This is a genomic window from uncultured Odoribacter sp., assembly GCF_937966165.1.
Taxonomy (GTDB): domain Bacteria; phylum Bacteroidota; class Bacteroidia; order Bacteroidales; family Marinifilaceae; genus Culturomica.
Map to the genome: position 1 here is coordinate 193,473 of NZ_CALCLB010000005.1, position 26,479 is coordinate 219,951.

23 protein-coding genes and 2 tRNA genes are annotated in these 26,479 nt (G+C 40.3%); 16 read left to right on the forward strand and 9 right to left on the reverse strand.

Going from position 1 to position 26,479, the window contains the following annotated elements:
* Positions 1-180 precede the first annotated feature (180 nt).
* The 4 genes from Q0465_RS01915 (at position 181) to Q0465_RS01930 (ending at position 4,263) form a co-directional block, all read left to right on the forward strand.
* Complete coding sequence (locus Q0465_RS01915; protein WP_298612111.1) at positions 181-1,275, forward strand: DNA replication/repair protein RecF; 1,095 nt, start codon at positions 181-183, stop codon at positions 1,273-1,275.
* A gap of 67 nt (positions 1,276-1,342) precedes the next feature.
* Complete coding sequence (locus Q0465_RS01920; protein WP_298612038.1) at positions 1,343-1,636, forward strand: DUF721 domain-containing protein; 294 nt, start codon at positions 1,343-1,345, stop codon at positions 1,634-1,636.
* A 140-nt stretch (positions 1,637-1,776) separates the two neighbouring features.
* The gene (locus Q0465_RS01925) at positions 1,777-3,576 is read left to right on the forward strand and encodes a GNAT family N-acyltransferase (RefSeq protein ID WP_298612041.1); all 1,800 of its coding nucleotides are present in this window, start codon (positions 1,777-1,779) and stop codon (positions 3,574-3,576) included.
* A gap of 27 nt (positions 3,577-3,603) precedes the next feature.
* On the forward strand, positions 3,604-4,263 hold the full coding sequence (locus Q0465_RS01930; protein WP_298612044.1) for a LysE family transporter: 660 nt from the start codon (positions 3,604-3,606) through the stop codon (positions 4,261-4,263).
* Here the strand turns inward: Q0465_RS01930 and hydE are convergent.
* Positions 4,260-5,315, reverse strand: coding sequence for a [FeFe] hydrogenase H-cluster radical SAM maturase HydE (gene hydE, locus Q0465_RS01935; RefSeq protein ID WP_298612047.1), 1,056 nt, complete (start codon positions 5,313-5,315; stop codon positions 4,260-4,262). The two genes, Q0465_RS01930 and hydE, sit on opposite strands and share 4 nt — an antisense overlap.
* A 302-nt stretch (positions 5,316-5,617) precedes the next feature.
* Here hydE and Q0465_RS01940 point away from each other — a divergent pair, with 302 nt between their 5' ends.
* On the forward strand, positions 5,618-8,344 hold the full coding sequence (locus Q0465_RS01940) for a WD40 repeat domain-containing protein (RefSeq protein ID WP_298612050.1): 2,727 nt from the start codon (positions 5,618-5,620) through the stop codon (positions 8,342-8,344).
* Positions 8,345-8,571: 227 nt separating this feature from the next.
* Here the strand turns inward: Q0465_RS01940 and rsmI are convergent, their stop codons facing one another.
* Positions 8,572-9,276, reverse strand: a complete 705-nt coding sequence (rsmI, locus tag Q0465_RS01945; RefSeq protein WP_298612052.1) for a 16S rRNA (cytidine(1402)-2'-O)-methyltransferase — start codon at positions 9,274-9,276, stop codon at positions 8,572-8,574.
* Positions 9,277-9,489: 213 nt separating this feature from the next.
* On the opposite strand from rsmI, the gene Q0465_RS01950 reads away from it, so the two are divergent.
* The 8 genes from Q0465_RS01950 to Q0465_RS01985 all read left to right on the forward strand — a co-directional run bounded on the left by Q0465_RS01950 (position 9,490) and on the right by Q0465_RS01985 (position 14,477).
* Positions 9,490-9,561: transfer RNA gene (locus tag Q0465_RS01950), tRNA-Glu, on the forward strand.
* Between the two features lie 18 nt (positions 9,562-9,579).
* Positions 9,580-9,651: transfer RNA gene (locus tag Q0465_RS01955), tRNA-Glu, on the forward strand.
* Between the two features lie 32 nt (positions 9,652-9,683).
* Positions 9,684-9,935 carry a 30S ribosomal protein S20 gene (gene rpsT / locus Q0465_RS01960; RefSeq protein WP_298612055.1) on the forward strand — a complete coding sequence of 84 codons (252 nt, stop codon included), beginning with the start codon at positions 9,684-9,686 and terminating at the stop codon, positions 9,933-9,935.
* A 172-nt stretch (positions 9,936-10,107) separates the two neighbouring features.
* Positions 10,108-10,833 (forward strand): DNA repair protein RadC, encoded by a 726-nt coding sequence (radC, locus tag Q0465_RS01965; protein WP_298612058.1) that lies wholly within the window; start codon positions 10,108-10,110, stop codon positions 10,831-10,833.
* A gap of 115 nt (positions 10,834-10,948) precedes the next feature.
* Positions 10,949-11,530 carry a nucleotide exchange factor GrpE gene (gene grpE / locus Q0465_RS01970; protein ID WP_298612061.1) on the forward strand — a complete coding sequence of 194 codons (582 nt, stop codon included), beginning with the start codon at positions 10,949-10,951 and terminating at the stop codon, positions 11,528-11,530.
* Positions 11,531-11,640: 110 nt separating this feature from the next.
* Positions 11,641-12,789: a molecular chaperone DnaJ gene (gene dnaJ / locus Q0465_RS01975; RefSeq protein WP_298612064.1), complete on the forward strand. Its 1,149-nt coding sequence runs from the start codon at positions 11,641-11,643 to the stop codon at positions 12,787-12,789.
* Between the two features lie 10 nt (positions 12,790-12,799).
* Positions 12,800-13,747, forward strand: coding sequence for a hydrogen peroxide-inducible genes activator (locus tag Q0465_RS01980; protein ID WP_298612067.1), 948 nt, complete (start codon positions 12,800-12,802; stop codon positions 13,745-13,747).
* 52 nt (positions 13,748-13,799) lie between these two features.
* A complete protein-coding gene (locus tag Q0465_RS01985; protein WP_298612070.1) occupies positions 13,800-14,477 on the forward strand; it encodes an inorganic pyrophosphatase in 678 nt (225 codons plus the stop codon).
* Positions 14,478-14,560: 83 nt separating this feature from the next.
* Here the strand turns inward: Q0465_RS01985 and Q0465_RS01990 are convergent, their stop codons facing one another.
* The 3 genes from Q0465_RS01990 to Q0465_RS02000 form a co-directional block, all read right to left on the reverse strand.
* Positions 14,561-16,096, reverse strand: a complete 1,536-nt coding sequence (locus Q0465_RS01990) for a YifB family Mg chelatase-like AAA ATPase (RefSeq protein WP_298612074.1) — start codon at positions 16,094-16,096, stop codon at positions 14,561-14,563.
* 107 nt (positions 16,097-16,203) lie between these two features.
* On the reverse strand, positions 16,204-16,998 hold the full coding sequence (locus tag Q0465_RS01995; protein WP_298612077.1) for a UDP-2,3-diacylglucosamine diphosphatase: 795 nt from the start codon (positions 16,996-16,998) through the stop codon (positions 16,204-16,206).
* Between the two features lie 102 nt (positions 16,999-17,100).
* A complete protein-coding gene (locus Q0465_RS02000) occupies positions 17,101-18,261 on the reverse strand; it encodes a TlpA disulfide reductase family protein (RefSeq protein ID WP_298612079.1) in 1,161 nt (386 codons plus the stop codon).
* A 194-nt stretch (positions 18,262-18,455) separates the two neighbouring features.
* Here Q0465_RS02000 and Q0465_RS02005 point away from each other — a divergent pair, with 194 nt between their 5' ends.
* The 3 genes from Q0465_RS02005 (at position 18,456) to Q0465_RS02015 (ending at position 21,666) form a co-directional block, all read left to right on the forward strand.
* Positions 18,456-18,908, forward strand: a complete 453-nt coding sequence (locus Q0465_RS02005) for a hypothetical protein (RefSeq protein WP_298612082.1) — start codon at positions 18,456-18,458, stop codon at positions 18,906-18,908.
* A 76-nt stretch (positions 18,909-18,984) separates the two neighbouring features.
* On the forward strand, positions 18,985-21,258 hold the full coding sequence (locus tag Q0465_RS02010) for a TonB-dependent receptor (protein ID WP_298612084.1): 2,274 nt from the start codon (positions 18,985-18,987) through the stop codon (positions 21,256-21,258).
* A 39-nt stretch (positions 21,259-21,297) separates the two neighbouring features.
* Entirely contained in the window at positions 21,298-21,666 is a 369-nt protein-coding gene (locus Q0465_RS02015) for a heavy-metal-associated domain-containing protein (protein ID WP_298612087.1), read from the forward strand.
* 207 nt (positions 21,667-21,873) lie between these two features.
* Here Q0465_RS02015 and Q0465_RS02020 read toward each other — a convergent pair whose 3' ends face one another.
* The 4 genes from Q0465_RS02020 to Q0465_RS02035 all read right to left on the reverse strand — a co-directional run.
* Positions 21,874-22,764, reverse strand: a complete 891-nt coding sequence (locus Q0465_RS02020) for a sugar phosphate nucleotidyltransferase (RefSeq protein ID WP_298612090.1) — start codon at positions 22,762-22,764, stop codon at positions 21,874-21,876.
* Positions 22,765-22,864: 100 nt separating this feature from the next.
* Positions 22,865-24,808 (reverse strand): glucosamine-6-phosphate deaminase, encoded by a 1,944-nt coding sequence (gene nagB / locus Q0465_RS02025; RefSeq protein WP_298612093.1) that lies wholly within the window; start codon positions 24,806-24,808, stop codon positions 22,865-22,867.
* Positions 24,809-24,855: 47 nt separating this feature from the next.
* The gene (locus tag Q0465_RS02030) at positions 24,856-26,091 is read right to left on the reverse strand and encodes an ROK family transcriptional regulator (RefSeq protein ID WP_298612096.1); all 1,236 of its coding nucleotides are present in this window, start codon (positions 26,089-26,091) and stop codon (positions 24,856-24,858) included.
* 152 nt (positions 26,092-26,243) lie between these two features.
* Positions 26,244-26,479 (reverse strand): hypothetical protein (locus Q0465_RS02035; RefSeq protein ID WP_298612098.1); only part of this gene is annotated, 236 nt, incomplete at its 5' end.

The window sequence follows — 26,479 nt, forward strand, 5'->3', positions numbered from 1 at the left end:
TCCCCGTCCTGTCCTTTAATTTGAAAAGGGATATTGAAAAAATGCTATAAACAACCTAATTTTCAAATACTTACTTTATTAAGTCGGATTTTGCCGATATTCCGCGAAATCTTAATATCTTTGTATGCAGTGGGAAAGAAGTGAGTAGAAAACGGATTTTTATGGCAGATGAAAAAGTTTATGACTTTAAAAAAATTAAATATTGTCAATTTTAAAAATATAGCGGAGGCTGAAGTTGTGTTTTGTTCCGGTTTTAATTGTTTTATCGGAAATAACGGAGTGGGGAAGACAAATATTCTGGATGCCATCTATCAGTTGTCGATGTGTAAAAGTTATTTTAATTTGCCGGATAACCAAAATATTCGTCATGGGGAACCGTTTTTTGTATTACAGGGAAAGTATGAGCAAAGGGGAGAGGAGCTGGATATTTATTGCGGGGTAAAACGGGGACAAAAGAAAATTTTTAAAAAGAATCAGAAGGCGTATACTAAATTGTCGGAACATATCGGTTTACTGCCTCTTGTGATGATTTCGCCCGAAGATGTGAAATTGATCGAAGGGGGAAGCGAAGAACGCCGGCGGTTGGTAGATCACATTATTTGTCAGTGTGACCGGGATTATTTACAGGCCCTGATTCGTTACAATAAAGCTCTCTTGCAGCGGAATGCTTTACTGAAGGCTTCTGTTGGGGGGAGTTTGGACCGGGAAGCTTTGGAGATATGGGATGAACAATTGGTGGAATATGGAGAGGAAGTGTGGAGGAAGAGGCTGGATTTTTTGGAAGATTTTAAAAACGTATTCCGGGAATATTATGAATTGATTTCTTCGGGGAAAGAAAAAGTAAATTTACGCTATCATAGTTCGGTTGGGGAAGGAGACATAAAGCTTGCTTTAGAAGCGGCTTTGGAAAAGGACCGCTTGCTGGCATATACCACAGCAGGGATACACCGGGACGATATCTTATTGGAAATTGAAGGTTACCCGGTCCGGAAAATCGGCTCCCAAGGACAGAAAAAGACTTTTTTAATCGCTTTGAAGCTGGCTCAATATGTTTGGTTGTACCGGGTTAATCAATTAAAGCCCATGTTATTGCTGGATGATATTTTTGATAAACTGGATGCCGGACGGGTGGAACAGATAATAAAGCTTGTGGGAGGAGATATTTTTGGACAAATATTCATTACGGATACGAACCGGGAACACATTGATGAAATGTTGAGTACACAGGGAAAAGAATATACTTTATTCCGGGTAGAAGACGGAACTCTTTTTTAATTTTGAACTTCGATAGAAGAGAGACGTATGATTTATATTATATTTGCAATTTAAAGGGAAAAGCCGGATGATCAGTCAGGGAAAAACACAGAAACTAGATGAACTTGTTGGACTTGTTTTGAAGCAAATGGGATTGGATCAGAAATTCAAGGAATACGAGGTTTCCGAAATCTGGCCGCAGGTTGTAGGTAAGCTGATCGCTTCGAAGACAAAGAATATTTACATGCTGGAGGGAAAATTGTTTGTGAGTTTTACTTCTTCTGTAGTAAGAAATGAGATTATGATGGTGAGAGAAGGAATCATTACGGCTTTAAATGACCGGTTGGGGGAAAAAGTCGTTAAGGAAATGATTATAAAGTAGAAAAATCCATAAATTCAGGTTGAAGGAAGGGAAGAGAATAAGGGGAAAGAGCGGGGGGAGGTTAAGGTGGAAAATCCGATATCAAAAGTAAAAACTAGAAACAGGGGGATAGATTCAGGGTGTGATAAGGAGATAAAATTATGAATCTGATAGAATCGAGTGATTTATTAAAAGCGTCGGAAGGATTGAATCGTTTCGGAGGAAGTTTTGCGGCGAAGATGGTTATGCATATCATGCGGCTGAATAAAATCAATAAATTGTATTCGGACGTATATGATGAAGATCCGAATGCTTTTTTAGACCGTTTAATCAATGCATTGGGAGTGACGATAGAAATCAACGAGGAAGATTTGCAAAAAATACCGAAAGAGGGGGCTTTTATTACCATTTCCAATCATCCTTTCGGAGGATTGGACGGTATTATTCTGATTAAATTGCTGAGTAAAATCCGGCCGGATTATAAAGTTATGGCAAACTTTTTGCTAAAAAAGATTGTGCCGATTAAAGATTATTTTTTGGGAGTAAATCCGTTTGAAAATCAGAAGGCTATATCGAGTACGGCAGGAATTAAAGAAGCATTACGGCATTTATCGGATGGGAAACCATTGGGACTATTTCCGGCGGGAGAGGTTTCTGCTTATCAGGCGGAATCGAACAATATAGAAGATAAGGAATGGGGGACCTCCGTTTTAAAGATGATCCGGAAAGCAAATGTACCGGTCATTCCAATTTATTTTAAGGGCTCCAATAGTTTGTTATTTCACCTGCTGGGTTTAATTCATCCGATGCTGAGGACAGTAAAGTTGCCTTCAGAATTATTAAATAAGAAAAATAGAATCGTGAAATTGAGAATCGGAAATCCGATTAGTGTCGAAACACAAAATTCTTTTGCAGATATTATCCAATACGGTAAATTTTTGCGGGCGAAGACTTATTTATTGGGTTCTTCTTTAGAAGTAAAAAAATTCTTTTTGAAATCGCAAAAGGCGGAACCCAAGGCCGAGCCTATCATTCCGGAAGCAGATGTGGCGGTATTGAAGAAAGAAGTGCAGAATATCGCTGAAGATTATCTGTTGTTTAATATGAAGAATTACAGTGTCTATTGTGCACCTTCTATTAAAATACCCAATATTCTCAATGAAATCGGCCGGCTCAGGGAGGTAACGTTCCGGGCTGTAGGAGAAGGGACAAACCGGAGTATCGATCTGGACGAGTATGATCTCTATTATTTCCATCTTTTTATCTGGGACAATGACACAGACAAAATTGTTGGCGCTTATCGGGTAGGGAAAGGAAAGGAAGTGATTGACCGTTATGGTTTAAAGGGATTTTATATCAACTCTCTTTTCAAAATTCGGAAGGCTATGCTTCCGATTTTATACGAATCGATAGAGCTGGGACGTTCGTTTATCATTGAAGATTACCAGCGGAAACCTTTGCCACTGTTTTTATTGTGGAAAGGGATACTGTATTTTCTGATCAAAAATCCCGAATACCGCTATTTAATCGGTCCGGTTACCATAAGCGGTAAGTATACAGATGTTTCCAAAGAACTTATAATGAAGTTTATTATTCAGAACCACTATAATAATGAGTTGGCCCGCTATGTCTCTTCCCGTTGCAAATACCGGGTGGAAACAAAAGATCCGGATGTGGATGTTATGCTGGAGGCTTCTCAGAATAATATTGCTTTATTGGATAAAATGATCGGGGATATAGAACCTTCCAGTGATAAATTGCCGATTTTACTGAAAAAATATATTTCATTAAATGCTAAAATAATCGGGTTTAATATCGATCCTAAATTTAATATGTGCCTGGACGGGCTGTTGATTTTAGATTTGTTTGATGTACCGATGAATACAATTGAATCTTTGTCAAAAGAAATTAACGACGAAACCATTTTAAGTCGTTTTTCGTCAGATAGTGTGGTGCTATAACGGCAAAGGACTAAAAACAGAGCAGGGATGTACGATATCGTATACATTTTCAGAGGGATGTTAATCGGACTGATGGTGTCTGTTCCCTTAGGACCTATGGGTGTACTTATTATTCAGAAAACATTGCATAAAGGAGCTTTGTCCGGCTTTATTGCCGGAATGGGTGCAGCTTGTGCGGACTTATTTTATGCTACTGTGGCCGCTTTCGGGTTAGGGTTTGTCATTAATACCATTAAGACGCATGAAGTAATTCTCCAGATTATCGGAGGCATTTTTCTGATTATCGTCGGATTGAAAATTTATTTTGATAATCCTTTAAAACAGGTGAAGGCTAAAAGACGGGTGACAAAGAAAGGATTATTAGGGGATTTTTTATCTTTATTTTTTTTGACGGCTTCTAACCCGGTTACTGTAATTGTATTTATGGCTGTATTTGCAGGTACTTCTGTATTTGGGGATGCTCCCAATGCCGTGACCGAGATAATGGTACTTATTGGGGTATTGCTGGGGGGAAGTGCCTGGTGGTATGTTCTTTCGACAATAGTTAATATTTTCCGGAAGAAATTTAAATTGCGGGTATTGATCACGATCAACCGGGTGTCGGGAATTATTATTACTATTTTAGGAGGATTGGTTATTTTGGCTGCTTTTGAACCTTTCCGGTCGATGTTGCCTTCTGCTGCTTAATCGGAAGAGGTCTGTTTGTCCTGCCAGTGTTTAGAGTCCCCCCATTCCTGAAAGGCAACATGGCAGCCATAGCGGGAGATGCTTTCGGTCAGTTTTTGCATCACTTCAGTAGCTCCTTCCTCAGAGAAGGGTTTGCCCTGATATAAAGTATAATTTTTCCGCTGTATAGCGGGAGTGATATTGGGCATAATGACGTTGGCCCCGGCAGAGAGGGCTTTTTCCCGTCCCAGCGGATCAATCGCCTGTAGGGCTGTGGTTGCGGCGATGTTAATGTCCGGCATAAGTAACCGCAGGCAAGCCACCATATGCAGCCCTAAACGGAATCTTTCCGGAAGAGAAAGAAGCTTTGTCCGTTCAGCATAAAGGGGAGTATCCGGATGTTCCAGATAAGGCCCCATACCCACCATATCGATATCCAGGGATTTTAGGAATAGAAGATCGCGGGCAAGCATTTCGGTCGTTTGAAAAGGTAAACCAATCATGACCCCGCTACCGGTTTGATACCCGCATCGTTTGAGCGCTTCGATACAAGTACGGCGGGTAGAAAAAGAATGTAGCCCGTCCCGGGGATGAATTTTTTTATAAAATGCAGGATCGGAAGTTTCAATCCGCAATAAATAGCGGTGGGCTCCGCATTCAAACCAATATCGGTAAGTATCTTCATTTTGTTCTCCCAATGAAAGCGTAATCCCCAGACGATTTTGACTTCTTTTTTTTATTTCCGTTAATAATTTACCGATCTGGCGGATAAAAACAGGATCCGTTCTTTCGCCTCCCTGTAAAACAATGGAGCCATACCGGTGTTCGTCGGCAAAGAGAGCGGCATTGAGGATTTCATTCTCTGTAAGGGTGTAGCGATGGACCCGGAGGTTCGATTTACGGATGCCACAATAGAGACAATCTTTCCGGCAAATATTGGATATTTCAATCAAGCCGCGAAGATGAACAGCATTTCCGATCCGGGAGTTCCTTAAGCCGGCGGCATCGGCGAATAGTCGGCTTTCTTCTTCACCTGTACATTTTAATAATCGGATGATTTCAGCTTGTTCCATCTGTAAATACACTTTAAAGACACAATATTAGAAAAAATCCTTTATTTTTCCCTATACTATTTGAAATAACCGTATGGACAGAAAAGCAATCTCCCGGTAACTGGTATTTTTCGTTTAAACTCCACGTATTCAATTGAAAGTCGCCCTTTAGTGAACGACCGGATGAAAATGATAACCTGGCATATCAAGGCTATACGGAAGAATTATATAAAATTTTAACACGCATAAAGGAGCGAACTTTTCTTTTCTTGTTATTATTTTCAATAATTTACTAATTTTGCTATTCAAACAGATATACGGTTATGAAAAAGGGGGTTTGGTTATCAATTATAGGGGTGCTGTTATTGGGGTTAATTATCTATAGCCTGTGGCATATTTACCGGCGTGGAGAATTACAAAATAACAGTAAGGATTCTTTTATTCCCTACAATTCGGCTTTCGTTATAAATATAAATGCCGGTATTGCTTTACCGGAGAAAATTGATGCAGCATTTAAATCCGGTATTGCTGATTTTCAGAACACTTTACTTTACCGTTCTGCCTCTTTACTGGAGAATAAGGATTTTATTGCTCCGACATCCCGGGTGATAGCCTTACGGAAAGAAGGAAAAGAGAAAATTGTATATTTATTTGTAGGAGATAATAAGGATGTTCTAGCAGGAAAGGAAGTATTTGAATGTCTGAGAGAAAATTTCGCATGGAGAGCGATCATTCCGCGAAAATATGATCAGTATAAAATATATACATTAAAGGCAGAGAAAGGAGAAATCTTCTGTGCGGCAGAAGAAGGTAAAATTTTACTTTCCGATTCAGAGTTGTTTCTCGAAGATGCTTTAAAGCAGTTTGAGCAGGAAGCCAGTGTTCCGGGCAGATCTTCTAAATTTAAAAATATTACCAAGTATTTTTCCCCCCGATCCGGTTTGAATATTTTTTTGAATACCGATTTCTTTTCGGAATTATTACCCCTGTATGTACAGACGAATCGTCTTTTCCCTCATTTGAATATTTCTTCCTGTTTTAAATGGGGAGCCTGGGACGGGGAACTGAAAGCGGATGGGATCAGTTTAAACGGTTTTATGGATTATGCCGGTTTAGATGCTTCTTACATGAAGACCTTTGAAGGTCAGCAGCCCGGGATTTCAAATTTAGACGGGATACTTCCTGCCGGTGCTTCTTCCGTAATGTTTTTGAATATCAGCCAGCTGGACGCGTATTTGAGGGCTTTGGAAGAATACAGGCGGAATGCGGGATTAATTGAGAATGTGCGGAAACGGAAACAAAAATATACCACTATCTTGGGGAAAGAGGCAGAAGCTGAATTGAGGGAACTTTTGCAAGGGCGGTTTGCTCTGGTAAATATGAGTTTTAACGAAACCTCAGGGAAGAATGATGGACTGATTGTGGCAGAAGTAAAATCGGGCGGTTTGTGTAAAAACTGGGTAGAGAAAATCCTGGCCCGGCAGAACAGGCAGTTGCAGCTGAATCCGGGAAGAGGGTATTTACGATATGCGGTCGACCGCGATAAAACAGTTTCTTATTATAAATCTTTTGTAGAAGATTGGGCGGCTGTATATTGGGGATATATCTTTGAGGGAATTCCGGTGAAATATATATGGGTTATAGATAACTATCTGGTGTTGGGATCTTCTCAAAAAGTAATGGAAGACTTTATAAAAGATTATGTGCATGGAAATTTTATAAAAAATACGGATTGGTTTAAAAAGGCAAAGATGAAGCTTTCAGCAAAATCGAACCTGGCTTATTTTGCCAATGTGCAGAAAATGTTGCCTTATTATACGTATGTGACGAAAGGGAATGGGGGAAAATATCTGGAAGCACATGAACAGGAACTGACAAATTTTTCTACTTTGGCTCTGCAATGGTCGAATGAAGGGGAGATGTTGTACAATAATTTGTTTTTAAGCACAGAAGAAGTAAAACGGGAAAATTTTCCCCATCGGGTATGGCAAACCAAAATGGATGCAAAGATTAATATGAAGCCGGTACCGGTAGTCAACCATAACAATAAAGAGCAGGAAATCTTCGTACAGGACGATCAGCATACCGTTTACCTGTTAAATAATTCCGGTCGTATTTTATGGAAACTGAAACTGGACGGAAAGATCAATAGCGAAGTCTATCAAGTGGATGCATTTAAAAATGGCAAATTACAGTATTTATTTTCTTCTCCGGATAAATTATATCTTATTGACCGGAATGGTAAATATGTAGGGCATTTCCCGATAGCGTTTGAAGCAAAATGTGAACAGGGGATTTCATTATTCGACTACGACCAGAACCGGAATTACAGGATATTTGCTCCTTTGGCAAATCAAAGTGTGAATTTGTATGATATAAAAGGAAATCTGATTCCGGATTGGAAAAATTTTAAAGCGGATAAGAAAATTTCGAGCCGGATATACCACTATCGCTTAGGTAATAAAGATTATATTGTATTGGCTGATCTCTATCGTCTGTACATTTTGGACCGGAGAGCCAAAGAGAGGGTACGTGTGAGTGATGTTTTCGAGTTGGGTGAAAAGACCGAAATCTATCTCACGCATAAGGGAGGAAAGCCTTTGCTTGCTTTTGCCAATTCAGACGGTCGGTTGAATTTAGTTGACTTCGACGGTAAAACAGAGGTAGTAAAGTACGGAAGTTTGCTTCCCGGCTGGCATTTAAATGTGGCTGATATCAATAATGATGGTCAGGATGAATTGATTTTTACTGCAGGGAAGCATCTTTTGGTTTATAATTTATCGGGACAGGAGCTTTATTCGAAAGAAATAGATGCTAATAGCCTTGATTTTCCATATATATATCGTTTTTCCGGAAATGATATCCGGATCGGTTTGCTGGATAAAGAACAGCATCAAATGCTGTTGTGGAATTTGAAAACAGGGATGTCGTCCGGATTCCCGATTTCTGGAGATTCTCCCTTCTCCATCGTTTTTTCGGATAATGGGAATTTTTACCTTTTTGCCGGTGTGGAGAACGGAAGTTTAATTAAATACAAAGTACAGAGGTAAGGATGTTCGAATATGTAAACGTAAAATTGTTTAAATGTCCAGGTGATTAATGGCACTTCCTGACTGATTAAGACCTATCTGCCGGCTTGCTGATGAACGAGCCTAAAGTTCAGGGGAAAAACAGTTCAGAATCTTTATATAAGCGGTTAGTAAAGTATTCTTTTATTCGAATATGACAAAATAATTGTACTGTCGTTTAGTTCAAAAAACGGAACATTTATACATTTTTACTCTGTTTCAATATACAATTCCCCTTCCTCTTTCTTTTTCCCTTCTACGATGATGACGATTTCTCCTTTAACTCCTTTTTCGGTATAATAATCGATTAATTCTTGCAGACTTCCTCTTTTGAATTCTTCGAATAGTTTGGAAATTTCGCGGGCAACGCAGGCCTGACGGTCGGGACCGAAAATTTCGCTCATTTGTTGAAGGGCTTTTACCAGCCGGTAGGGGGATTCATAAAAAATAAGGGTCCGGCTTTCTTCGCTCAAGGCTGTCAACCGTTTGAGCCGGCCTTTTTTCTGCGGTAAAAAACCTTCAAAACAAAAACGGTCACAGGGAAATCCGGAATTTACCAAAGCGGGTACAAAAGCAGTTGCTCCCGGCAAACATTCTGTTTCCAGTCCGTGTTCAATACAGGTTTTGGTCAGCAGGAAGCCGGGGTCGGAAATGCCGGGTGTACCGGCATCGCTGACGAGTGCAATATCTTCGCCTTTGGAAAGGCGTTCGGCAATCTTTTCTACCTGTTGGTGCTCATTGAACTTATGGTGGGATTGCAGGGGCGTCTGGATTTCGTAATGTTTTAATAAATTAGCAGTCGTGCGGGTATCCTCAGCCAGGACCAGACTTACTTCTTTTAAAATACGTAACGCCCGGAGTGTAATGTCTTCCAGATTACCTACAGGGGTCGGAATCAAATATAATTTTCCCATTTTAATTTTTTTGGATACTTCCTTTGCTGTTTTAGAATTTTCCAAAGATAACCTATTTATCTTTAATCTTAAAATAATGTACGGGTTTATTCGAATAAATGATTTATTGTCAGTGTTTTGCTATGACAGATGATTGTGTATTGAAAAAAAATTAGCATTTTTTTGGAGTGAAATAAAAATGTCGTATATTTGCATCCGCTAAAGCAAAATAATGGTCCGTTCGTATAGGGGTTAGTACGCAAGATTTTCATTCTTGTAACACGGGTTCGATTCCCGTACGGACTACTGTAAAAAAGGATTTATGGTCCGTTCGTATAGGGGTTAGTACGCAAGATTTTCATTCTTGTAACACGAGTTCGATTCTCGTACGGACTACGCAAAAGAAGTTGAATTTTATATTTGTAGCGATGGCAAATCATCAATCATCAGAAAAAAGAATAAGACAAACAGAAACGAGAAATGCTAGAAATCGTTATTATGCAAAAACGGCACGGAATGCTGTGAAAAAGTTGCGTAATACTACAGATAAAGCTGTAGCTGTTGAATTATTACCTAAAGTTTCGTCTATGTTGGATAAATTGGCGAAGAAAAATGTAATTCACGATAACAAAGCAGCTAATCTGAAGTCCAAACTGGCTTTGCACGTCAATAAATTGTAATTGATCTTTACATTCATATCAGAAGAGAGTGTCAGAGACGACACTCTCTAATTCTTTTTTAAGACTTTTCATCGTTTATTCAGTATTTGTTTTTCTGAAACCGAAAACAGACACTACCTCTTTTTTATTTTGTAAAAAAATCGTAACTTATTAGTTCAAAATTTTCGGTGTTATGGAAAGACTGTATCTTCCTATAAAAGCGTGGGCTGACGACGACCAGCCCCGGGAAAAACTTTTAAAAAAGGGGGTAGCTGCATTATCTACGAATGAACTGTTAGCTCTTATTTTACGTTCCGGCAAACCGGGGGAATCTGCTTTGGATTTAGCCCGGCGTATTTTATCGGATTGCGGGTATGATCTCAATGTTTTAGCTCGCTTGGGCATGCGGGAATTGATGAAAAAATACAAGGGAATGGGTTTAGCCAAGGCTGCCGGAGTGATTGCGGCGATAGAAATTAGCCGGAGGCGGCCTTTGGAAACGGAAAAACCGGTTAATTCCATACATTCCAGTGTAGATGCTTACCGGTATATTGCTCCGACCCTGAAAGATTTGGATCATGAAGAATTCTGGGTTATTTACCTGAATCGTTCCAATCGGGTGATTGATAGTGAAAAAATTTCTTCCGGAGGAATGGCGGGGACGGTTATTGATATCCGGATTCTTTTCCGGAAAGCATTGGAAGTCAAGGCTTGTGCCATAATTGTAGCTCATAATCATCCGAGTGGTGCCTTATGGCCGAGTGAACAGGACAAACAAGTGACAGAAAAGATTCAGGAGGCTGGGGAAATCGTAGATATTTTATTGCACGACCATTTAATTATCGGTGGAGGTTCCTATTTTAGTTTTGTGGACGATGAAATTATAGACAGAACTGTAAAAAAAGCAAAAAAGCTTTAATCCTGTCGTAAAAAGATGTCAGATTGACAACGACAAACTGACATCTTTTGTAATGGCAAAGTTTTTGCTTAATTTTGTTACGTTAAATGGAAAATAAACATTAAAAATATAAGACATGGCAGAAAAAGAGAAGGCGATGAAAGCAGAAGAAAAAGCGAAAGCCGAGAAGCAGAAAAAAGAAATTCAGCCGGAAGAACCTGAAGAAAAAGAAAATCCGGAAGCGGCAGAAGAACAAGTGGTGCAACCGGATGTAGTAAAAGATCTGGAACAGAAATTGGCTGTAGTGAATGACAAGTATTTGCGTCTGTCTGCTGAGTTTGATAATTACCGGAAACGTACGTTGAAAGAAAAGATGGAACTGACAAAAAATGCCGGAGAGCAGGTTCTGACAGGTATTTTGCCGGTAGTAGACAATTTTGAACGGGCTTTAGCCAGTATGGAGAAATCCGATGACATTAATGCTATCCGGGAAGGAGTAAAATTGATTTATAATGGCTTTAAAGAATTTCTGGCTCATAATGGAGTGAAAGAAATAGATTGTGTCAACAATACATTTGATACGGATGAACATGAAGCGGTGACAAAAATTCCGGCTCCTTCGGAAGATCTGAAAGGGAAAGTTGTGGATTGTGTCCAGAAAGGATATAAGTTGAATGATAAGGTAATACGTTTTGCAAAAGTAGTGGTTGGAGAATAACGGGATAAAAACTCTGGTCGTAACGGAGCAGTAATGTGTGTAGCGAATAATAACAATTCAGATTCCGGTGGGAGGTGTTCCGGCCGGAATCCGGAATATAAATTAGGATAATGGCAGAAAAAAGAGATTACTATGAAGTGCTAGGTGTATCGAGGAATGCTGAGGCTGCAGAGATAAAGAAAGCATATCGGAAACTGGCTATACAATATCATCCGGACAAAAATCCGGGCAATAAGGAAGCTGAGGAGAAGTTTAAAGAAGCAGCGGAAGCTTACGATGTACTGAGTAACGAAGAAAAAAGGAGGAGATACGATCAGTTCGGACATGCCGGTTTAGGCGGTGGTGCTGAAGGATTTGGAGGAGGAATGAGCATGGATGATATATTTGCTCATTTCGGTGATATTTTCGGTAGTTTCAGTGGGTTTGGCGGATTTGGAGGAGGAGGACGCCGTGCACACAGAGTGAACCGGGGATCTAACCTGAGGGTGAAAGTCAAGCTGACGCTGGAAGAAATTGCAACAGGAGTAGAGAAGAAAATCAAGGTAAAAAAGTATGTTGCCTGTGAACATTGCCATGGTACAGGAGCTAAGGACGGTTCTTCTTATTCTACTTGTTCTGCCTGTAAAGGAAGCGGGCAGGTAACCCGTATACAAAACACTATATTGGGACAAATGCAGACGACTTCGACTTGTCCGGCTTGCGAAGGAGAAGGGAAGATCATCAATGAGAAATGTTCTTATTGCAATGGAGAAGGTGTGGAGTTGTCTGAGGAAGTGATTACGCTGAATATTCCGGCCGGAGTAGCCGAGGGCATGCAATTATCATTGAGTGGTAAAGGGAATGCAGCTCGGCGGGGAGGAGTTAACGGGGATTTGATTGTCTTGGTGGAAGAACAGGAACATCCTGAGTTGGTACGGGATGGGAACGACCTGCTTTACAACGTATTTGTCAGCTTCCCGGAAGCCGTTTTAGGAGATTCAGCCGAAATTCCCACTTTGGAAGGGAAAGTAAAGGTAAAAGTGGAACCGGGTACACAGCCCGGAAAAATTCTCCGGTTAAGGGGAAAAGGGTTGCCTGACGTAAATGGTTACGGAAAAGGAGATTTATTGGTGAAAGTAAATGTATGGATACCTAAAAGTTTATCCAAAGAAGATAAGAAAGTTGTTGAGAAGTTGAAGGATTACGATGTATTCAAACCGGGAAAATCTGACAACAAGACAGGTTTTTTCAAGAAGATGAAAGATTTTTTTGAACAATAAATAGAATATTGTGATTACTCTCACTCAATTGGAATATATTGTGGCTGTTGACGACTGCCGTCATTTTGCAACAGCTGCAGAAAAATGCTTTGTGACGCAGCCTACTTTAAGTATGCAGATAAAAAAGCTGGAGGAGGATCTGGGAGTAATCATTTTCGACCGTACCCGTCAACCGGTAGTGCCGACTGATATTGGAAACAGGATTATCACACAGGCCCGGATTGTATTGGCATCTGCGAGTCGCATAAAAGAAATTATCGTAGAAGATAAACAGGAGATCGAGGGCAGCTTGAAGATCGGAATTATACCTACATTGGCTCCTTATTTATTGCCGATATTTATCGGGGATTATATTCGTAAGTATCCTGCTGTCAAAATAGAAGTAGAAGAGATGGTATCGGAAGATATCATCCGTAATCTGAAGCAGGATGCTATCGATGTGGGAATTTTTGTAACTCCTTACGGGGACGAAAAAATTGTAGAACAACCTGTGTTCTATGAGGAAATGCTGGTATATGCCAGTCCCGGTCACCCTTTATTACAGAAAAAAGAGGTGGATATTTCGGATATTGCTACGCCGGATATCTGGATGTTGGGAGACGGGCATTGTTTCCGCGATCAAGTGATAAATCTATGTGAGATGAGAAGTTTCCAACATCGGAATTTACCTTTTGATTTCGAGAGTAATTCTTTGGAAACCCTGATGAAGATTGTGGATAAAGAAGGTGGATTTACGCTGATACCTCAGCTAGCAGTACTTTATATGACTCCTGAGCAGCAAAAACAGGTAAGGAGGTTTCGGGAGAACAGTCCATTGCGGGAAGTAAGTGTTATTTATTCCCGTTATTATATTAAACATAAACTCATAGAATTGTTGTGTGAAGAAATTCGTTCTGTCGTTCCTAAAGAAATGCTGGATAAGAGCCGGGGACGGATAGTAGAATGGAAAAATCGTTAGCGGACGATGAGAAAGAATAGAAAAGTCCTGAAGGACAATAACAGATTAAATTATGGGAAATAAAATTAATGACCCGATAGCGCGTTTGATGGGATTGCGTTATAAATCCCATCCTTGGCACGGTTTGGAAGTGGGAGAGGAAGCCCCGGAAGTATTGACTGCCTTTATTGAAATGGTACCTACCGATACGGTAAAATATGAATTGGATAAGGTAAGCGGTTATATTAAAATCGACCGTCCTCAGAAATATTCCAATGTCGTACCTGCTTTATACGGTTTTATTCCGCAGAGTTATTGCGGGGATTTGGTGGCTGAATATTGTATGCAGCAATCCCATCGTAGTGGTATCATAGGAGATAGTGACCCTTTGGATGTTTGTGTATTGACGGAACGTACAATTGCTCATGGAGATATTATTGCCAGAGTACGCCCGATCGGAGGATTCCGGATGTTGGATGGAAATGAAGCGGATGATAAGATTATTGCCGTATTGCGGCATGATGCTACATATCACGGTTATAATGATATTTCAGAACTTCCGGTGGTTATCGTAGACCGGTTGAGGCATTATTTTTTGACTTATAAAGATATGCCGGGGGAAGACGGACAGCGAAAAGTAGAAATTACAGATGTATATGGAAAAGAAGAGGCGCATGAAGTAATACGCCGTAGCCTGGAGGATTATAAAAATCATTTTGAAGGACTGGAAGATATCCTGAGCCGGGTATAAATCAGGAGAAGTTCCAAAAGTTATTTTTATCCGGAACTGTAATGCTGCGGATAATTCAGCAAAACTTTTGGAACATTTTTATGTTACTTCCCCCAGGAAGCCTTATCGAGGCTTCTGTATTGGATGGCTTCTGCAATATATTGGGGAAGGATCTGTTCATTTCCTGCCAAATCGGCAATTGTCCGGGATAATTTAATGATACGGTCGTAAGCCCGGGCAGAAAGTCCGAATTTTTGCATAGCTATTTTCAGTAAAGAGGTACATTTCTCATTTAAAGGACAGTATTTTTTCAATAAGGCGGAATTCATTTGAGCGTTACAATATACGCCGGCGAAATTTTTAAAACGGCCATTTTGTATTTCACGGGCCCGGATTACTCTTTCCCGTATTGTTTGACTGCTTTCTTCTTCTTGGTTTCCGGTTATCTTATCTAATTCTACGGGTACTACTTCAATATGAATATCAATGCGGTCCAGGAGGGGCCCGGATATTTTCGATAAATAGCGTTGGATCATTCCTCCGTTGCAGGTACACTCTTTTGAAGGATGGGTGTAATAACCGCATGGACAGGGATTCATAGAAGCAATTAGCATAAAGTTTGCCGGGTAGTCTACACTCGACCTGGCACGGCTGATCGTAATCGTGCGGTCTTCCAGCGGCTGTCGCATGACTTCCAGTACAGCTCTTTTGAATTCCGGTAATTCGTCCAGGAAAAGGACTCCGTTACAGGCCAGAGAAATTTCTCCGGGACGGGGAAAAGACCCTCCTCCGATAAGGGCGATATCGGAGATCGTATGATGAGGTGCCCGGAAGGGACGGGTCGTGATTAAAGAACTATTGCGTTGCAGCTTACCTGCTACCGAATGAATTTTGGTCGTTTCCAGGGATTCTTCCAACGTCATGGGCGGAAGTATGGTCGGTAGTCTCCGGGCCAACATGGTCTTACCACTTCCCGGCGGACCAATCATCAACATATTGTGACCTCCGGAAGCAGCAATCTCCATCGCTCGTTTTACATTTTCCTGCCCTTTTACATCTTTGAAGTCACAGAGGGGAACAGAATTGTCCGTTTCCGTATTTCCGGGGTGAAAGCAAATGGGGGAAAACTTTTGTTCTTTTTTCAGAAAAGCGACGACTTCCCGTAGATGAGAAAATCCATAGACATTTAATCCTTTCACTACTGCGGCTTCGTTAGCGTTTTCGTAGGGCACAATCATATGGGTAGATCCTTCTGCTTGTGCATTGATAGCAATAGGCAGCACTCCTTTAACAGTCACCAGACTTCCATCCAGAGATAGTTCTCCCAATATCGTAAAACGGTGTAGTTCCGTTGCCGGAATTTCTTCATTTGCCGCTAATATTCCGATAGCCAAAGGCAGGTCATAAGCAGATCCTTCTTTTTTCACATCGGCAGGGGCGAGATTGACAATAATCCGCTTTCCCGGAATTTTGGAACCGATATTCCTCAAAGCAGAATCCACCCTTTGCTGACTTTCTTTTACAGCATTATCAGGAAGTCCTACAATAATGAATTTTACTCCCCAGAGGATGTTGACTTCAATCGTGATGGTTGTCGCTTCAATACCACAGACAGCACCACTAAAAATCTTAACTAACATGGTGGCTGTAATTTAGATAAATGCACAAAGTAAGTTAAGACTTTTTTAGCAAAAAACAAAGAAAAACAGAGTATTGGATAAAGATAAATAATGAGGAAGGGATCCGTTTAGCTTAGCTCCGGGTTTTCAAATGTTTTTAGTTCCATCTTCTGCCCGTCAAAAACGGCATAGGTATACCAGCTGATCCAGTCCCCCGTATTGATATAACGGCTGTCTTGGGGCAAGGCAATATCCAGCGGAAGATGACGGTGACCGAAAATAAAATAATCAAAATGTTGGCTTTCGAGCATTTTTCTGGCATAGATTTCAATATCCTCTTGTTCTGTCCCTTTATAACCATCTGTTTCTGGTTTACCCTCCCCCTTCAGACGAGAATGAGAGGACCATTTACGTGCCAGCGTAATTCCCCAGTCCGGATGAATCAGCCTGAAGCATCGCTGGAGAAAACGATTGTGAAAAATGCGGTAAATAAATAGATAACCTTTGTCTTTTGGATTCAAACCGTCCCCGTGACCGATGTAAAATTTTTTTCCTCTGATGTTAAAAATTTCATTGTGTGTATGTACGACCATACCACATTCTTTATTCAGATAATCGAAAGCCCAGATGTCGTGATTACCCGTAAAAAAATGAACTTCAATGCCTGCATCGGTGAATTCACAAATTTTGGATAAAAAGCGGACATATCCTTTGGGAACGGCCCATTTATATTCAAACCAAAAATCGAAAATATCTCCCAGTAAAAATAATACCGCACAGTCCGGACGAATAAAATCCAGCCATTTTATCAGTTTCATTTCACGTTCCCGGTTGTTTTTCAGAGCGGAGGCGCCTAAATGAGCATCCGAGAGGAAATAGATTTTTTTAGTTGTTATATCGTTTTTGAGACGGAGTTCCTGCATTCTTTTTGAACTACTATTACTTATGGGAAATAAGATATCCTTTACTTCCGGGGATTTGTAATTCCTGCTTAAAAGTCAGGGCAACTTCCGGAAGGGGTAAATTTATTTATTTAAAAGATCTTGTATTCTGTCTTCCATCCGTTTCCCATAAAGGTTTTTGCCTGCAATGTCAAAATCTTTGTTTATAATATAATTGGAAGGAACTTGCTGAATATTGAAATCCCGGGCGGCTTTGCTTTTGAGGGCTTCCGGATCCCGGACACATAACCATTTTATATCATATTTCCGTACAAGTTCTTCCCACAGAAGCTTGTTTTGGTCCAGACATACCTGATAGATTTCCACGCCCTTATGGCGGAATTTATTGTATACGGCTTTTAAGGCGTTGATATACTCACTGCTTTCGGGAGTAGCGAGTACTGTGAAATCCAGGATAATATATTTGCCCCTTAGTGAGTTGAGAGAAACCGGATTCCCGTGAATATCCGGTAGATTGATTTCGGGTAAACTATTTTCCGATTGAAGGATTAATTCCCTCATTTTATGAGTTTGTATGTCTTTCTGGATTTTTTCATAATGGGTATTTAACGCTTTTGTATACTGGGATTCCGGATACATCGCTAATAAAGAAGAGAGAACAATCTTATAGGATTGCAAATCTGTTTCCGGGGAAAGAATAAAGTTATCGTCATTTATTTTTTGATACAGGGCGTAATAAGAAGCCGGCGAAATAGCATGCTGTACGATAAAATTCCGGGAAAACCGTACTTGTTGTACCAATACCGAATCCCATTCAGCTGCAATTGTTGTGCGCCGGGTCTCGGTTGCTTTGTTTTCCGGAAGAGTAGCGTATAAATTTTTCAGAGAATCGAGGGCTGATAGGGTGCGGTTCAATTGAAAATTCAATAGCTTGACCCATAATGATCCTTCTGAACCTTCTATCCAATAATTGTTTCTAAGGTGATCGAGTTCTCCGTTTATTTTTATTTTTTGGTCCGGTTCGGCTAATAATGTTATCGTTTCTTGTTTTCCAATGCGGATGTTATAGAAAGTAGGTAAAGAAATATTTGTTTTAAACGTGAATTGTCCTTCCCGGTTTGCCTTTACCGAGTCGACCGTTATTACGCCTTCTACATTTAACTGATCCAGATAAATTTGTTGTTTCTGGGCTCCTTTGACCGTTCCCTGAACTTTTACATTATAATTTTGACAGGAAATGAAAACTAAAAGTATAAATCCTGCAAGAAAGATATTTTTAATCATAATAGGCTATAAATTTTGAAATTATGAATGCACAAAGTTAGAAAAATAGCAATTAAAAACTAAAGGGAGTGCGTAAAAGTTATAATCTATTCTCTGGTAAAGGTAGAAAAAGCGGATTCAGAGGAAGAGGGACAGGTAATTATTTTTTTCGGGGGATTTTGGAATCCTGAAATTAAAAGATATTTTTGCAGATAATGGGAAAATTAGTGATCAACATAAGGAATTTTTTTATTTTGCTTATTGTCTGGCTGGCAATAACGGGGATAAATATTTCCCAGTTTTATTGTGCTCCTTGCAATAAAGAATATGTATTCGTAGATATTTTTCCTCAAAAAGACAAGTGTTGCTGTCAACGCTTGAAAAATTGTCCACTGCAGCAATCGGCTTCGGTTCCTGGGAAGGGATGTTGTAGCAGGCAGCGGAAGGCTTGTAATCATCATTCCAATTCGCATCATACTTTTTACCGGGTTTCGGATTTATTCCAGGTAAAACGGATTGTTACTTTTCAGTGGATAGCGACTATTCCGGAAGAAATTGTTTTTGATTTTTCTTCTGATTTCGTTTACGGGGAATCTTTTCTTCGGACCCGGTGCGATTTTTTAGCGGAGGCTCCTCCTTTGGAGTGGCTGTGCACTTACCTTTGTTGAATATTGACAATGAATTATCTCTGAAAGAGAGAGAATGTGTGTTGTTTTGAGAGGTATTATTGTTAATGTTTTACGGATGAAATTTATATGTATTTTATTTTTTTGTTGTGTCGTTAAATTTATGTATGCACAACAGTTAGAAGGGCGGGTTTGGGAAGAGAGCTCGGGTATAAAAAGTGTATTACCGGGGGCAAATGTATACTGGATTGGAACCACGCTTGGGGTTACTACAGATGGGGAGGGAAGATTTCGTATAGCAAAGAAAACAGGAGAAAAACTGATTGTGAGCTTTATCGGTTATCGTTCGGATACCTTAGTCATCAAACCCGGGGATACCGTTGTAGAAATCGTTTTGAAAAATGGGCAGGAACTGGAGGAGGTGAATGTAGTAAAGCGAGGACCGGGAACGATAATAAATACGCGTAGCCCTTTGATTGAACAAGTGATTACAGGAGAAGAATTGTGCAGGGCTGCTTGCTGTAATTTAGGGGAAAGTTTTACTACAAATGCATCTGTAGACGTATCTTATGCCGATGCTGTTACGGGAGCCAAACAAATTCAGCTATTGGGATTAAACGGGAAGTATGTGCAGATGATGACGGAAAATATGCCTAATTTCCGGGGAGTATCCGCTTTATATGGCTTGAATTATATTCCGGGGCCTTGGATGAGTGCAATTTCTGTTTCGAAGGGAAGCGGTTCGGTTATAAATGGATATGAAGCCATAGCCGGACAGATCAGCGTAGACTATAAAAAACCACAGGATGCTGAAAAAATATTTGTAAACCTGTATGGGAGTGATGAAGGAATGGTCGAATTCAATATGAATACGGGAATTCACCTGAGCGATAAGTGGAGTACAGCTATTTTAGCTCACGGGGATTGGATGAATCAGTCCCACGACAGGCATCGGGACGGTTTTTTGGATATGCCCCGGAAAACTCAGTACAATCTGATGAATAGGTGGGCTTATAAAACGGATGCCTGGTTTATACAATTCGGCGGGAAATTTCTGGATGAAGACCGTTTAGGGGGACAGAAAGGGTTTCGGAAAAATATGCGTTCATTGACAGGAGAAGGACAATTGTATGGAATAGGGATAAAATCAAGGCGTTATGAAGGGTTTTTGAAAATGGGATATTTAATGCCACAATTTGAAAATACCAGTATGGCTTTATTAGTGAATTATACAGATCATACCCAGGATGCTTATTACGGAGCGAAAGCGTATGACGGCAAACAACGTTCCCTTTTTGTCAATTACATTTATCAGTCTATTTTCGGAAATAATCCGGATCAGAAATTTTCAGCAGGCGTTTCTTTCAATTACGACCGGTATAAGGAAAATTTCAACGATTATGTTTCAAAAGGGACGGAGTTTGTCCGTACGGAACCTGTATACTGGAGACGGGAGGAAAAAGTCGGAGGAGCTTTTTTCCAGTATACAGGACATTTCTGGACCAAACTGACTTTAATGGGCGGTTTGAGATATGATTATCATAATATAGCAGGAAGCTTTGTAACTCCTCGTTTTCATGTGTCGTATGCTCCGGATGAACTTACAACTTTAAAGTTTTCTGCCGGACAGGGATCCCGTTGGGCTAATATATTGGCTGAGAATAGCTATTTGCTGGCTTCAGGCCGTTCAGTATACATAAATAATAAGCTGTTGGCAGAACATCCGGAAGAATTAAAACAATTGAAAATGGAAAAAGCCTGGAATTTTGGCATACTTTTCAATCGGAAATTTATTCTTTTCGACCGGGTGTTGAATATTAGTCTGGATTATTACCGGACGGATTTTTCGCATCAGGTTATGGTGGATAATGAATCTTTGCCCGGTAAAATTAATTTTTACAATTTGCAAGGGGATTCTTATTCAAATTGCTATCAGGCAGAAATCCGCTATGAATTGATCCCCCGTCTGGATATGCTATTGGCTTATCGTTATAACGACGCCTGGATGACCTATTTGCAGGGGGACGGGGAGAGGCGTCTACTGAGGACGCCTTTGCAAAGTAGATATAAAGGATTGATTAATTTTTCGTACTATACCCATATGAAAAAATGGCAGTTCGATTTTACGGCACAGTTAAATGGGCCCGGACGTTTGCCCGGGGGGAAAGGAAATTTTGATTCTTATCAGTTGATGAACGCTCAGGTTACCAAATATTTTCGGAAATGGAGCGTATATGTCGGTTGTGAGAATATAGGTGATTTTATGCAGGAACATCCGATTATTGCTGCAGATGCCCCCTGGAGTAAAGAATTTGATGCTTCGCAGATCTGGGGGCCGATACACGGGCGTAAATTTTATATCGGATTGCGCTTGTCGATCGACCGGGAATAAGAAATGTTTTTAAAAGTTTAATTAAATGGATAGAAAAAGATGAAAACAGTGAAAATTGTATTTTTATTAATGCTTGCTTTCTGCTGGGCAGCGAAAGCAGAAAGTACTGACAAAGAAGTAAAAACCTTCGTTTATCATGCGACCTTGCATTGTGAATCCTGCAAAGCAAAAGTGGAAAAGAATATCCCTTTTGAAAAAGGAGTGAAAGATTTAAATGTTAACCTGGAAAAACAAACGGTTACGATTAAATTCCGTACAGATAAAAATACCCCTGAGAAATTACAGAAAGCTATAGAAAAACTGAACATTCCTGTTTCTGGTTTTGAAGAAGAAAAAACAACTCCCGGGGACGGGGGAAGGGGTTATTTTCAGAAAAAGGATAAAAAAGAGCCTTTTAACGCTTTGTAAAAAGAAGTGTCCGAAAAACGGTTTCGGAAGGAAGTCCTTTTGTATTGGATTAGCGCCAGTCTAACAATTTTCTGCAGGATGTGCCTGGATGCTGATTCAGGAAAATATCGGAATATTTCATGCCGTTCATCAGCGAAATGTTACAATCAACTTCCGTAGGGAAATGTCATTTTATCTTCCTGGAAACCTGTTTTTCGGACATTTGTATTATAAATCACTGTATTTACCTTCTGTGTCGAAAGCAGCTAAAGCAGCATTTACGCCGGGGATATCTTCTTTATAAGTCACTCCGAACCATTTGGCATTTGTTTTTAATACTTTTACTTTGGCTGTTTTTTCTTTTAGCATTTGATCGACAACTTTAGGAATATAAAACTCAGATTTCAGATTATCTTTATTTTGTGGATAAAATTCTAGGAATTGTTTTTCGATTTCTCTGAAAACAGTAGGAGTAAATCCCCAGAAGTTCATGGAGACAACATCATCCGGATGGAGAATTTTACCTAATTCTTCATCTCGAATTGTTCCGTCCGGCAAGGTACCGATTTTTGTACATTCTGTAACGGCTGTCAGGTAATTGTCTGTATCGACTTCGCATACCCCTCTGGAAACAGTGCCGTTTTCCGATAATGTAGAAGCTAAACGATAGCCTACGAGGCAATACTCCTTTTCATTTTGATTTGCGGCTAAAAAATCGTGGGCTTTTATAAAAGCATCACTTCCATAGAAATCATCTGCATTCAGGGCTGCGAAAGGTTCGTGGATGGCGTCTTTGGCACACCAGATGGCGTGGGCGGTGCCCCAGGGTTTCTCTCTCTCAATTGGGGGCAGGCCTCCCGGCAATTTGTTCATGTCCTGATAACAATAAACCGTTTCCGCCAAATTTTCAGCATATTTTCCTACAAAATTTTTAAATTCTTCCGCAAAACTTTCCCGGATGATAAAAACGATTTTGTCGAAACCTGCATGTACAGCGTCGTATATTGTATAGTGTAATAAAGCTTTTTTATGCGGTCCCAGAGGCGTAATTTGTTTCAGACTGCCGAATCTGGATCCCATGCCAGCGGCCATGATTAATAGTGTCGTTTTATTTTTCATAATGTTCAGATTTAAAAACTCTTTATTTAGAAATCCTTACTTTAAATTAAAAACCGGAAAGGGTTGTCTTTAGGAGGTTTCTCCTTTCCGGTAATCAGAATTATTTCCTTCTTTTTTTGTGTTCATAGCGGGCAAATACCTCCATGGCTTCATATTCGGCCATCCCTAATTTGTTGTATATGTCTGCGGTATTCCGGTTTCTGTCCTCTGCTCTTTGCCAGAATTCACGGGGATCGTCTCCCGGGAAGGCAGGTCCGTTATTCTGAGAACCGTGTTTATATATAGATTTCCGTTTAATTGACAGTTCTGACGGACTAATGGGTACGGCCATATCAACTTTTTCTATTTCCCATTCCATCCAGGCGCCTCTATACCACCAGGTATAGCAATCTTTAAACCATTCGTCATCGCATACAATATCATAAGCTTTTAAAAGGGCATCCAGGCATACCCCGTGTGTACCGTGCGGGTCTGCTAAATCGCCGGCTGCATATATTTGGTGAGGCTGAACTTCCCGGAGCAGTTTGACAATGATGTCAATATCGGCCTGGCTCAGGGGTTTTTTCTTGACAGAACCGGTTTCATAGAAAGGTAAGTTCAGGAAATGTACATGATCTTCGGGTATTCCTAAATAGCGGTCGGCTCCTCTTGCTTCTGCACGCCGAAGGGCCCCTTTGAAAGGTAATAATTCTTCCGGTTCGTCATCTTCCGGTTTACGTTGGTCAATGATTTGCTTTACTTTTTCAAAAGCGGCATCCATGGTTTTGGTATCTCCCCCCACTAAACGGGTAAAAGCAGCTGCAATATCCATTTGCTGATAAATATAATCGTCGAGAACAGCTATATTACCGGAAGTTTGATATGCTACGTGTACGTCGTGTTCTTGTTCGACCAGACGGGCAAAAGTTCCGCCCATAGAAATGACATCATCATCCGGATGCGGACTGAATATGAGTACCCGTTTAGGATAAGGAAAAGCCCTTTCCGGACGGGTGGAGTCGTCTGCATTGGGTTTTCCGCCCGGCCAACCTGTAATGGTGTGCTGAAGATCGTTGAACACCTGAATATTCACTTTATTGGCAGAACCAAAAGTCTTAATCAGGTCGCTCATTCCATTGTCCATATAATCTTTATTCTCTACTTTCAAAATGGGTTTATTTACCTTTTGGCATAACCAAATCACAGCTTTCCGGATCAGCTTTTCATTCCATTCTACATTACTGACCAGCCAGGGACGATCGGCCCGGGTTAGTTCTTCTGCAGCTTGGATATCGATAAAGAATTCAACATTCGGATGAGTTTGTAAAAAGGTTGCGGGTACTTTATCGGAGACACTACCTTCCACCGTTTCTTTAATGATTGAAGCTTTCTTTTCCCCCCAAGCCAGTAAGACAATCCTTTTCGCTTTCAGAATAGTACCGACTCCCATTGTGATTGCCCGGGTCGGAACCTTATCTTTTCCCCCGAAATCTCCTGCAGCATCCTGAATTGTCACGTCATTCAGATAGACCATGCGGGTTGTAGAAGTTGGAAGCGAACCCGGCTCGTTAAAACCGATATGACCGGTCCTGCCGATTCCTAAGACTTGCAAGTCAATGCCGCCTGCTTTTTCTATTTGTTGGTCGTAAGCTTTACAAAATTTTTCAACCTCTTCTGATTTCAATGTTCCGTCCGGTATATGAATATTGTCCGGGTCAATATCGATATGGTCGAATAAATGGTGATGCATAAAGTAATGATAACTTTGTTCAGATTCTTTAGGCATCGGAAAATATTCGTCCAAATTGAAAGTGATGACATTTTTGAAAGAAAGACCTTCTTCCTTGTGCATTCTTATCAATTCCTCGTACAATTTTATCGGGGACGAACCGGTTGCCAGTCCCAACACACATTTTTCATTTTTCTCTGCTTTGGAACGGATTAATTCTGCGATTTCTTTTGCAACGGCAACGACGGCTGTAGCCGGTTCTTCGTATATCTGTACGGGTATTTTTTCATACCTGTTAGCTCCTTCGCCTGTGGCGATATATGTGTTCATTAACATAGATTGGATATTATAAGGTTTTTATTTCTACGGCAATAATGTTTCGTTTAATAAAGGGAAAAATTGCTTTCCGAATCGTAATAAAGATTTTTCATTACAACCATTAAAGTTCCCATGATGGTGGAATGAGAGTTCAAATCACTCAATTTAATTTCACACTGATTTTTTAAACGGGTGAGGGTATACTTATTCAGTATTTGCTGGATAGGAGCAATGATCAAGTCTCCGGAATCAGCCATTTCTCCTCCGATCACCAATACCTGGGGATTGAATAAATGAATCAGTGTAGAGATTCCTTCTCCGATTTTTTCTCCGGCTTTTTGGAGTAAATCGATGGCAAAAATATCGTCTTGTTTGGCGGCTTTGATAATTATACCTAATGTAATTTCTTCATCTTTGGCAAGGGTTTGGATAGCTGTTTTGGTGCCTTTTTGTATGGCTTCCCGGGCACTTCTGACAATTGCTCTGCCGGAAGCTACAGTTTCCAGACAGCCTACTTTTCCGCAATAACATTGTCCGTCCAGGCCCGATATCCGGATGTGGCCGAATTCTCCGGCCATTCCTTTATAGCCGGTATAGGGCTGAGAGTTTAAAATCATCCCTAGTCCGATACATTCATTTACACTGATACATAAGGCATCCGAGATTCCTTTGGCTACTCCGAAGGTATGCTCTGCTAATGCCATTACTTTGGAATCATTATCAATAAATACAGGCATACCCAGCATTTTTTCCAGAACCTTTTTAATATTCGTATCTTCATAAACGAAATAAGTAAATGAATTTCCGTCACTATCAATGAGGCCCGGGATGGCAAAGCCTGCTACTTTTATTTTTTTATAAGAAATATTGAGTTCTGCGAGTGTTTGGTTAATCTTATCCTGGACGTATTGTAAATTTTCTTCATTCGTTTTTCCATCTTCCAGGACAGACCGGTACTCTTTGATTTCACCGATAATTTCTTTCCGGAGATTGAAAATTGCAATTTTTAAATGTTCCCGGCCGACATCTACTCCCATAATGTAAGCTGCGTCCGGATTTAAAGAAAAAATATGGGGACGTTTACCTCCAATGGACATACCCTGTCCGCGGTCTGTTACCCATCCCTCTTCGATGAGTTCATCGATCATCCTACTGATTGTAGGGGTCGTCATATTTGTTAAGCGGCATATTTCGGGTTTGGATAATTCCCCCATTTTATATAGAAAACCGATAATATCTTTTTTTTGCTGGTATCTTTTTTCTTTTAATCCAGGTAATGAATTTTTATTAGTCGATTGCATTTTCTTTTGTTTAGGAAAATAATTGATTACAAAAGTAGAAAAACTTACTAAAAAAATTATTTAAGGAATGAATTATTTTGTAAGCGTTTACTATTTTTTGCAGAAGTTCCGGGAAAGATAACAGAAGGGAGGTTCCGAAATGAAGAAAGATTCTATTCCGGATCGGCTGTATAAAAGAAGAGAGCGACCGGAAAAAAGTGTTCAGTCCGGTTACTTTTTCTTGTTTTACAAATTTCTTTCTGCAATCGGGTATGGTTGGATATTTCTGTGACTTTCTCTTTCACCACCTCAGTCACCCCAGTAAGCGTAGTACCGTCACCCGTATCCGTGACCGTACCGCTTACCTGCCTCTCCTGAGCCCTACTAAGCTGTATCCCCAATATCATCA

Coding starts and splice junctions, on each gene's coding strand:
- Q0465_RS01915 (WP_298612111.1), top strand. CDS start 181: ATGACTTTAAAAAAATTAAATATTGTCAATTTTAAAAATATAGCGGAG.
- Q0465_RS01920 (WP_298612038.1), top strand. CDS start 1,343: ATGATCAGTCAGGGAAAAACACAGAAACTAGATGAACTTGTTGGACTT.
- Q0465_RS01925 (WP_298612041.1), top strand. CDS start 1,777: ATGAATCTGATAGAATCGAGTGATTTATTAAAAGCGTCGGAAGGATTG.
- Q0465_RS01930 (WP_298612044.1), top strand. CDS start 3,604: ATGTACGATATCGTATACATTTTCAGAGGGATGTTAATCGGACTGATG.
- hydE (WP_298612047.1), bottom strand. CDS start 5,315: ATGGAACAAGCTGAAATCATCCGATTATTAAAATGTACAGGTGAAGAA.
- Q0465_RS01940 (WP_298612050.1), top strand. CDS start 5,618: ATGAAAAAGGGGGTTTGGTTATCAATTATAGGGGTGCTGTTATTGGGG.
- rsmI (WP_298612052.1), bottom strand. CDS start 9,276: ATGGGAAAATTATATTTGATTCCGACCCCTGTAGGTAATCTGGAAGAC.
- rpsT (WP_298612055.1), top strand. CDS start 9,684: ATGGCAAATCATCAATCATCAGAAAAAAGAATAAGACAAACAGAAACG.
- radC (WP_298612058.1), top strand. CDS start 10,108: ATGGAAAGACTGTATCTTCCTATAAAAGCGTGGGCTGACGACGACCAG.
- grpE (WP_298612061.1), top strand. CDS start 10,949: ATGGCAGAAAAAGAGAAGGCGATGAAAGCAGAAGAAAAAGCGAAAGCC.
- dnaJ (WP_298612064.1), top strand. CDS start 11,641: ATGGCAGAAAAAAGAGATTACTATGAAGTGCTAGGTGTATCGAGGAAT.
- Q0465_RS01985 (WP_298612070.1), top strand. CDS start 13,800: ATGGGAAATAAAATTAATGACCCGATAGCGCGTTTGATGGGATTGCGT.
- Q0465_RS01990 (WP_298612074.1), bottom strand. CDS start 16,096: ATGTTAGTTAAGATTTTTAGTGGTGCTGTCTGTGGTATTGAAGCGACA.
- Q0465_RS01995 (WP_298612077.1), bottom strand. CDS start 16,998: ATGCAGGAACTCCGTCTCAAAAACGATATAACAACTAAAAAAATCTAT.
- Q0465_RS02000 (WP_298612079.1), bottom strand. CDS start 18,261: ATGATTAAAAATATCTTTCTTGCAGGATTTATACTTTTAGTTTTCATT.
- Q0465_RS02005 (WP_298612082.1), top strand. CDS start 18,456: ATGGGAAAATTAGTGATCAACATAAGGAATTTTTTTATTTTGCTTATT.
- Q0465_RS02010 (WP_298612084.1), top strand. CDS start 18,985: ATGAAATTTATATGTATTTTATTTTTTTGTTGTGTCGTTAAATTTATG.
- Q0465_RS02015 (WP_298612087.1), top strand. CDS start 21,298: ATGAAAACAGTGAAAATTGTATTTTTATTAATGCTTGCTTTCTGCTGG.
- Q0465_RS02020 (WP_298612090.1), bottom strand. CDS start 22,764: ATGAAAAATAAAACGACACTATTAATCATGGCCGCTGGCATGGGATCC.
- nagB (WP_298612093.1), bottom strand. CDS start 24,808: ATGTTAATGAACACATATATCGCCACAGGCGAAGGAGCTAACAGGTAT.
- Q0465_RS02030 (WP_298612096.1), bottom strand. CDS start 26,091: ATGCAATCGACTAATAAAAATTCATTACCTGGATTAAAAGAAAAAAGA.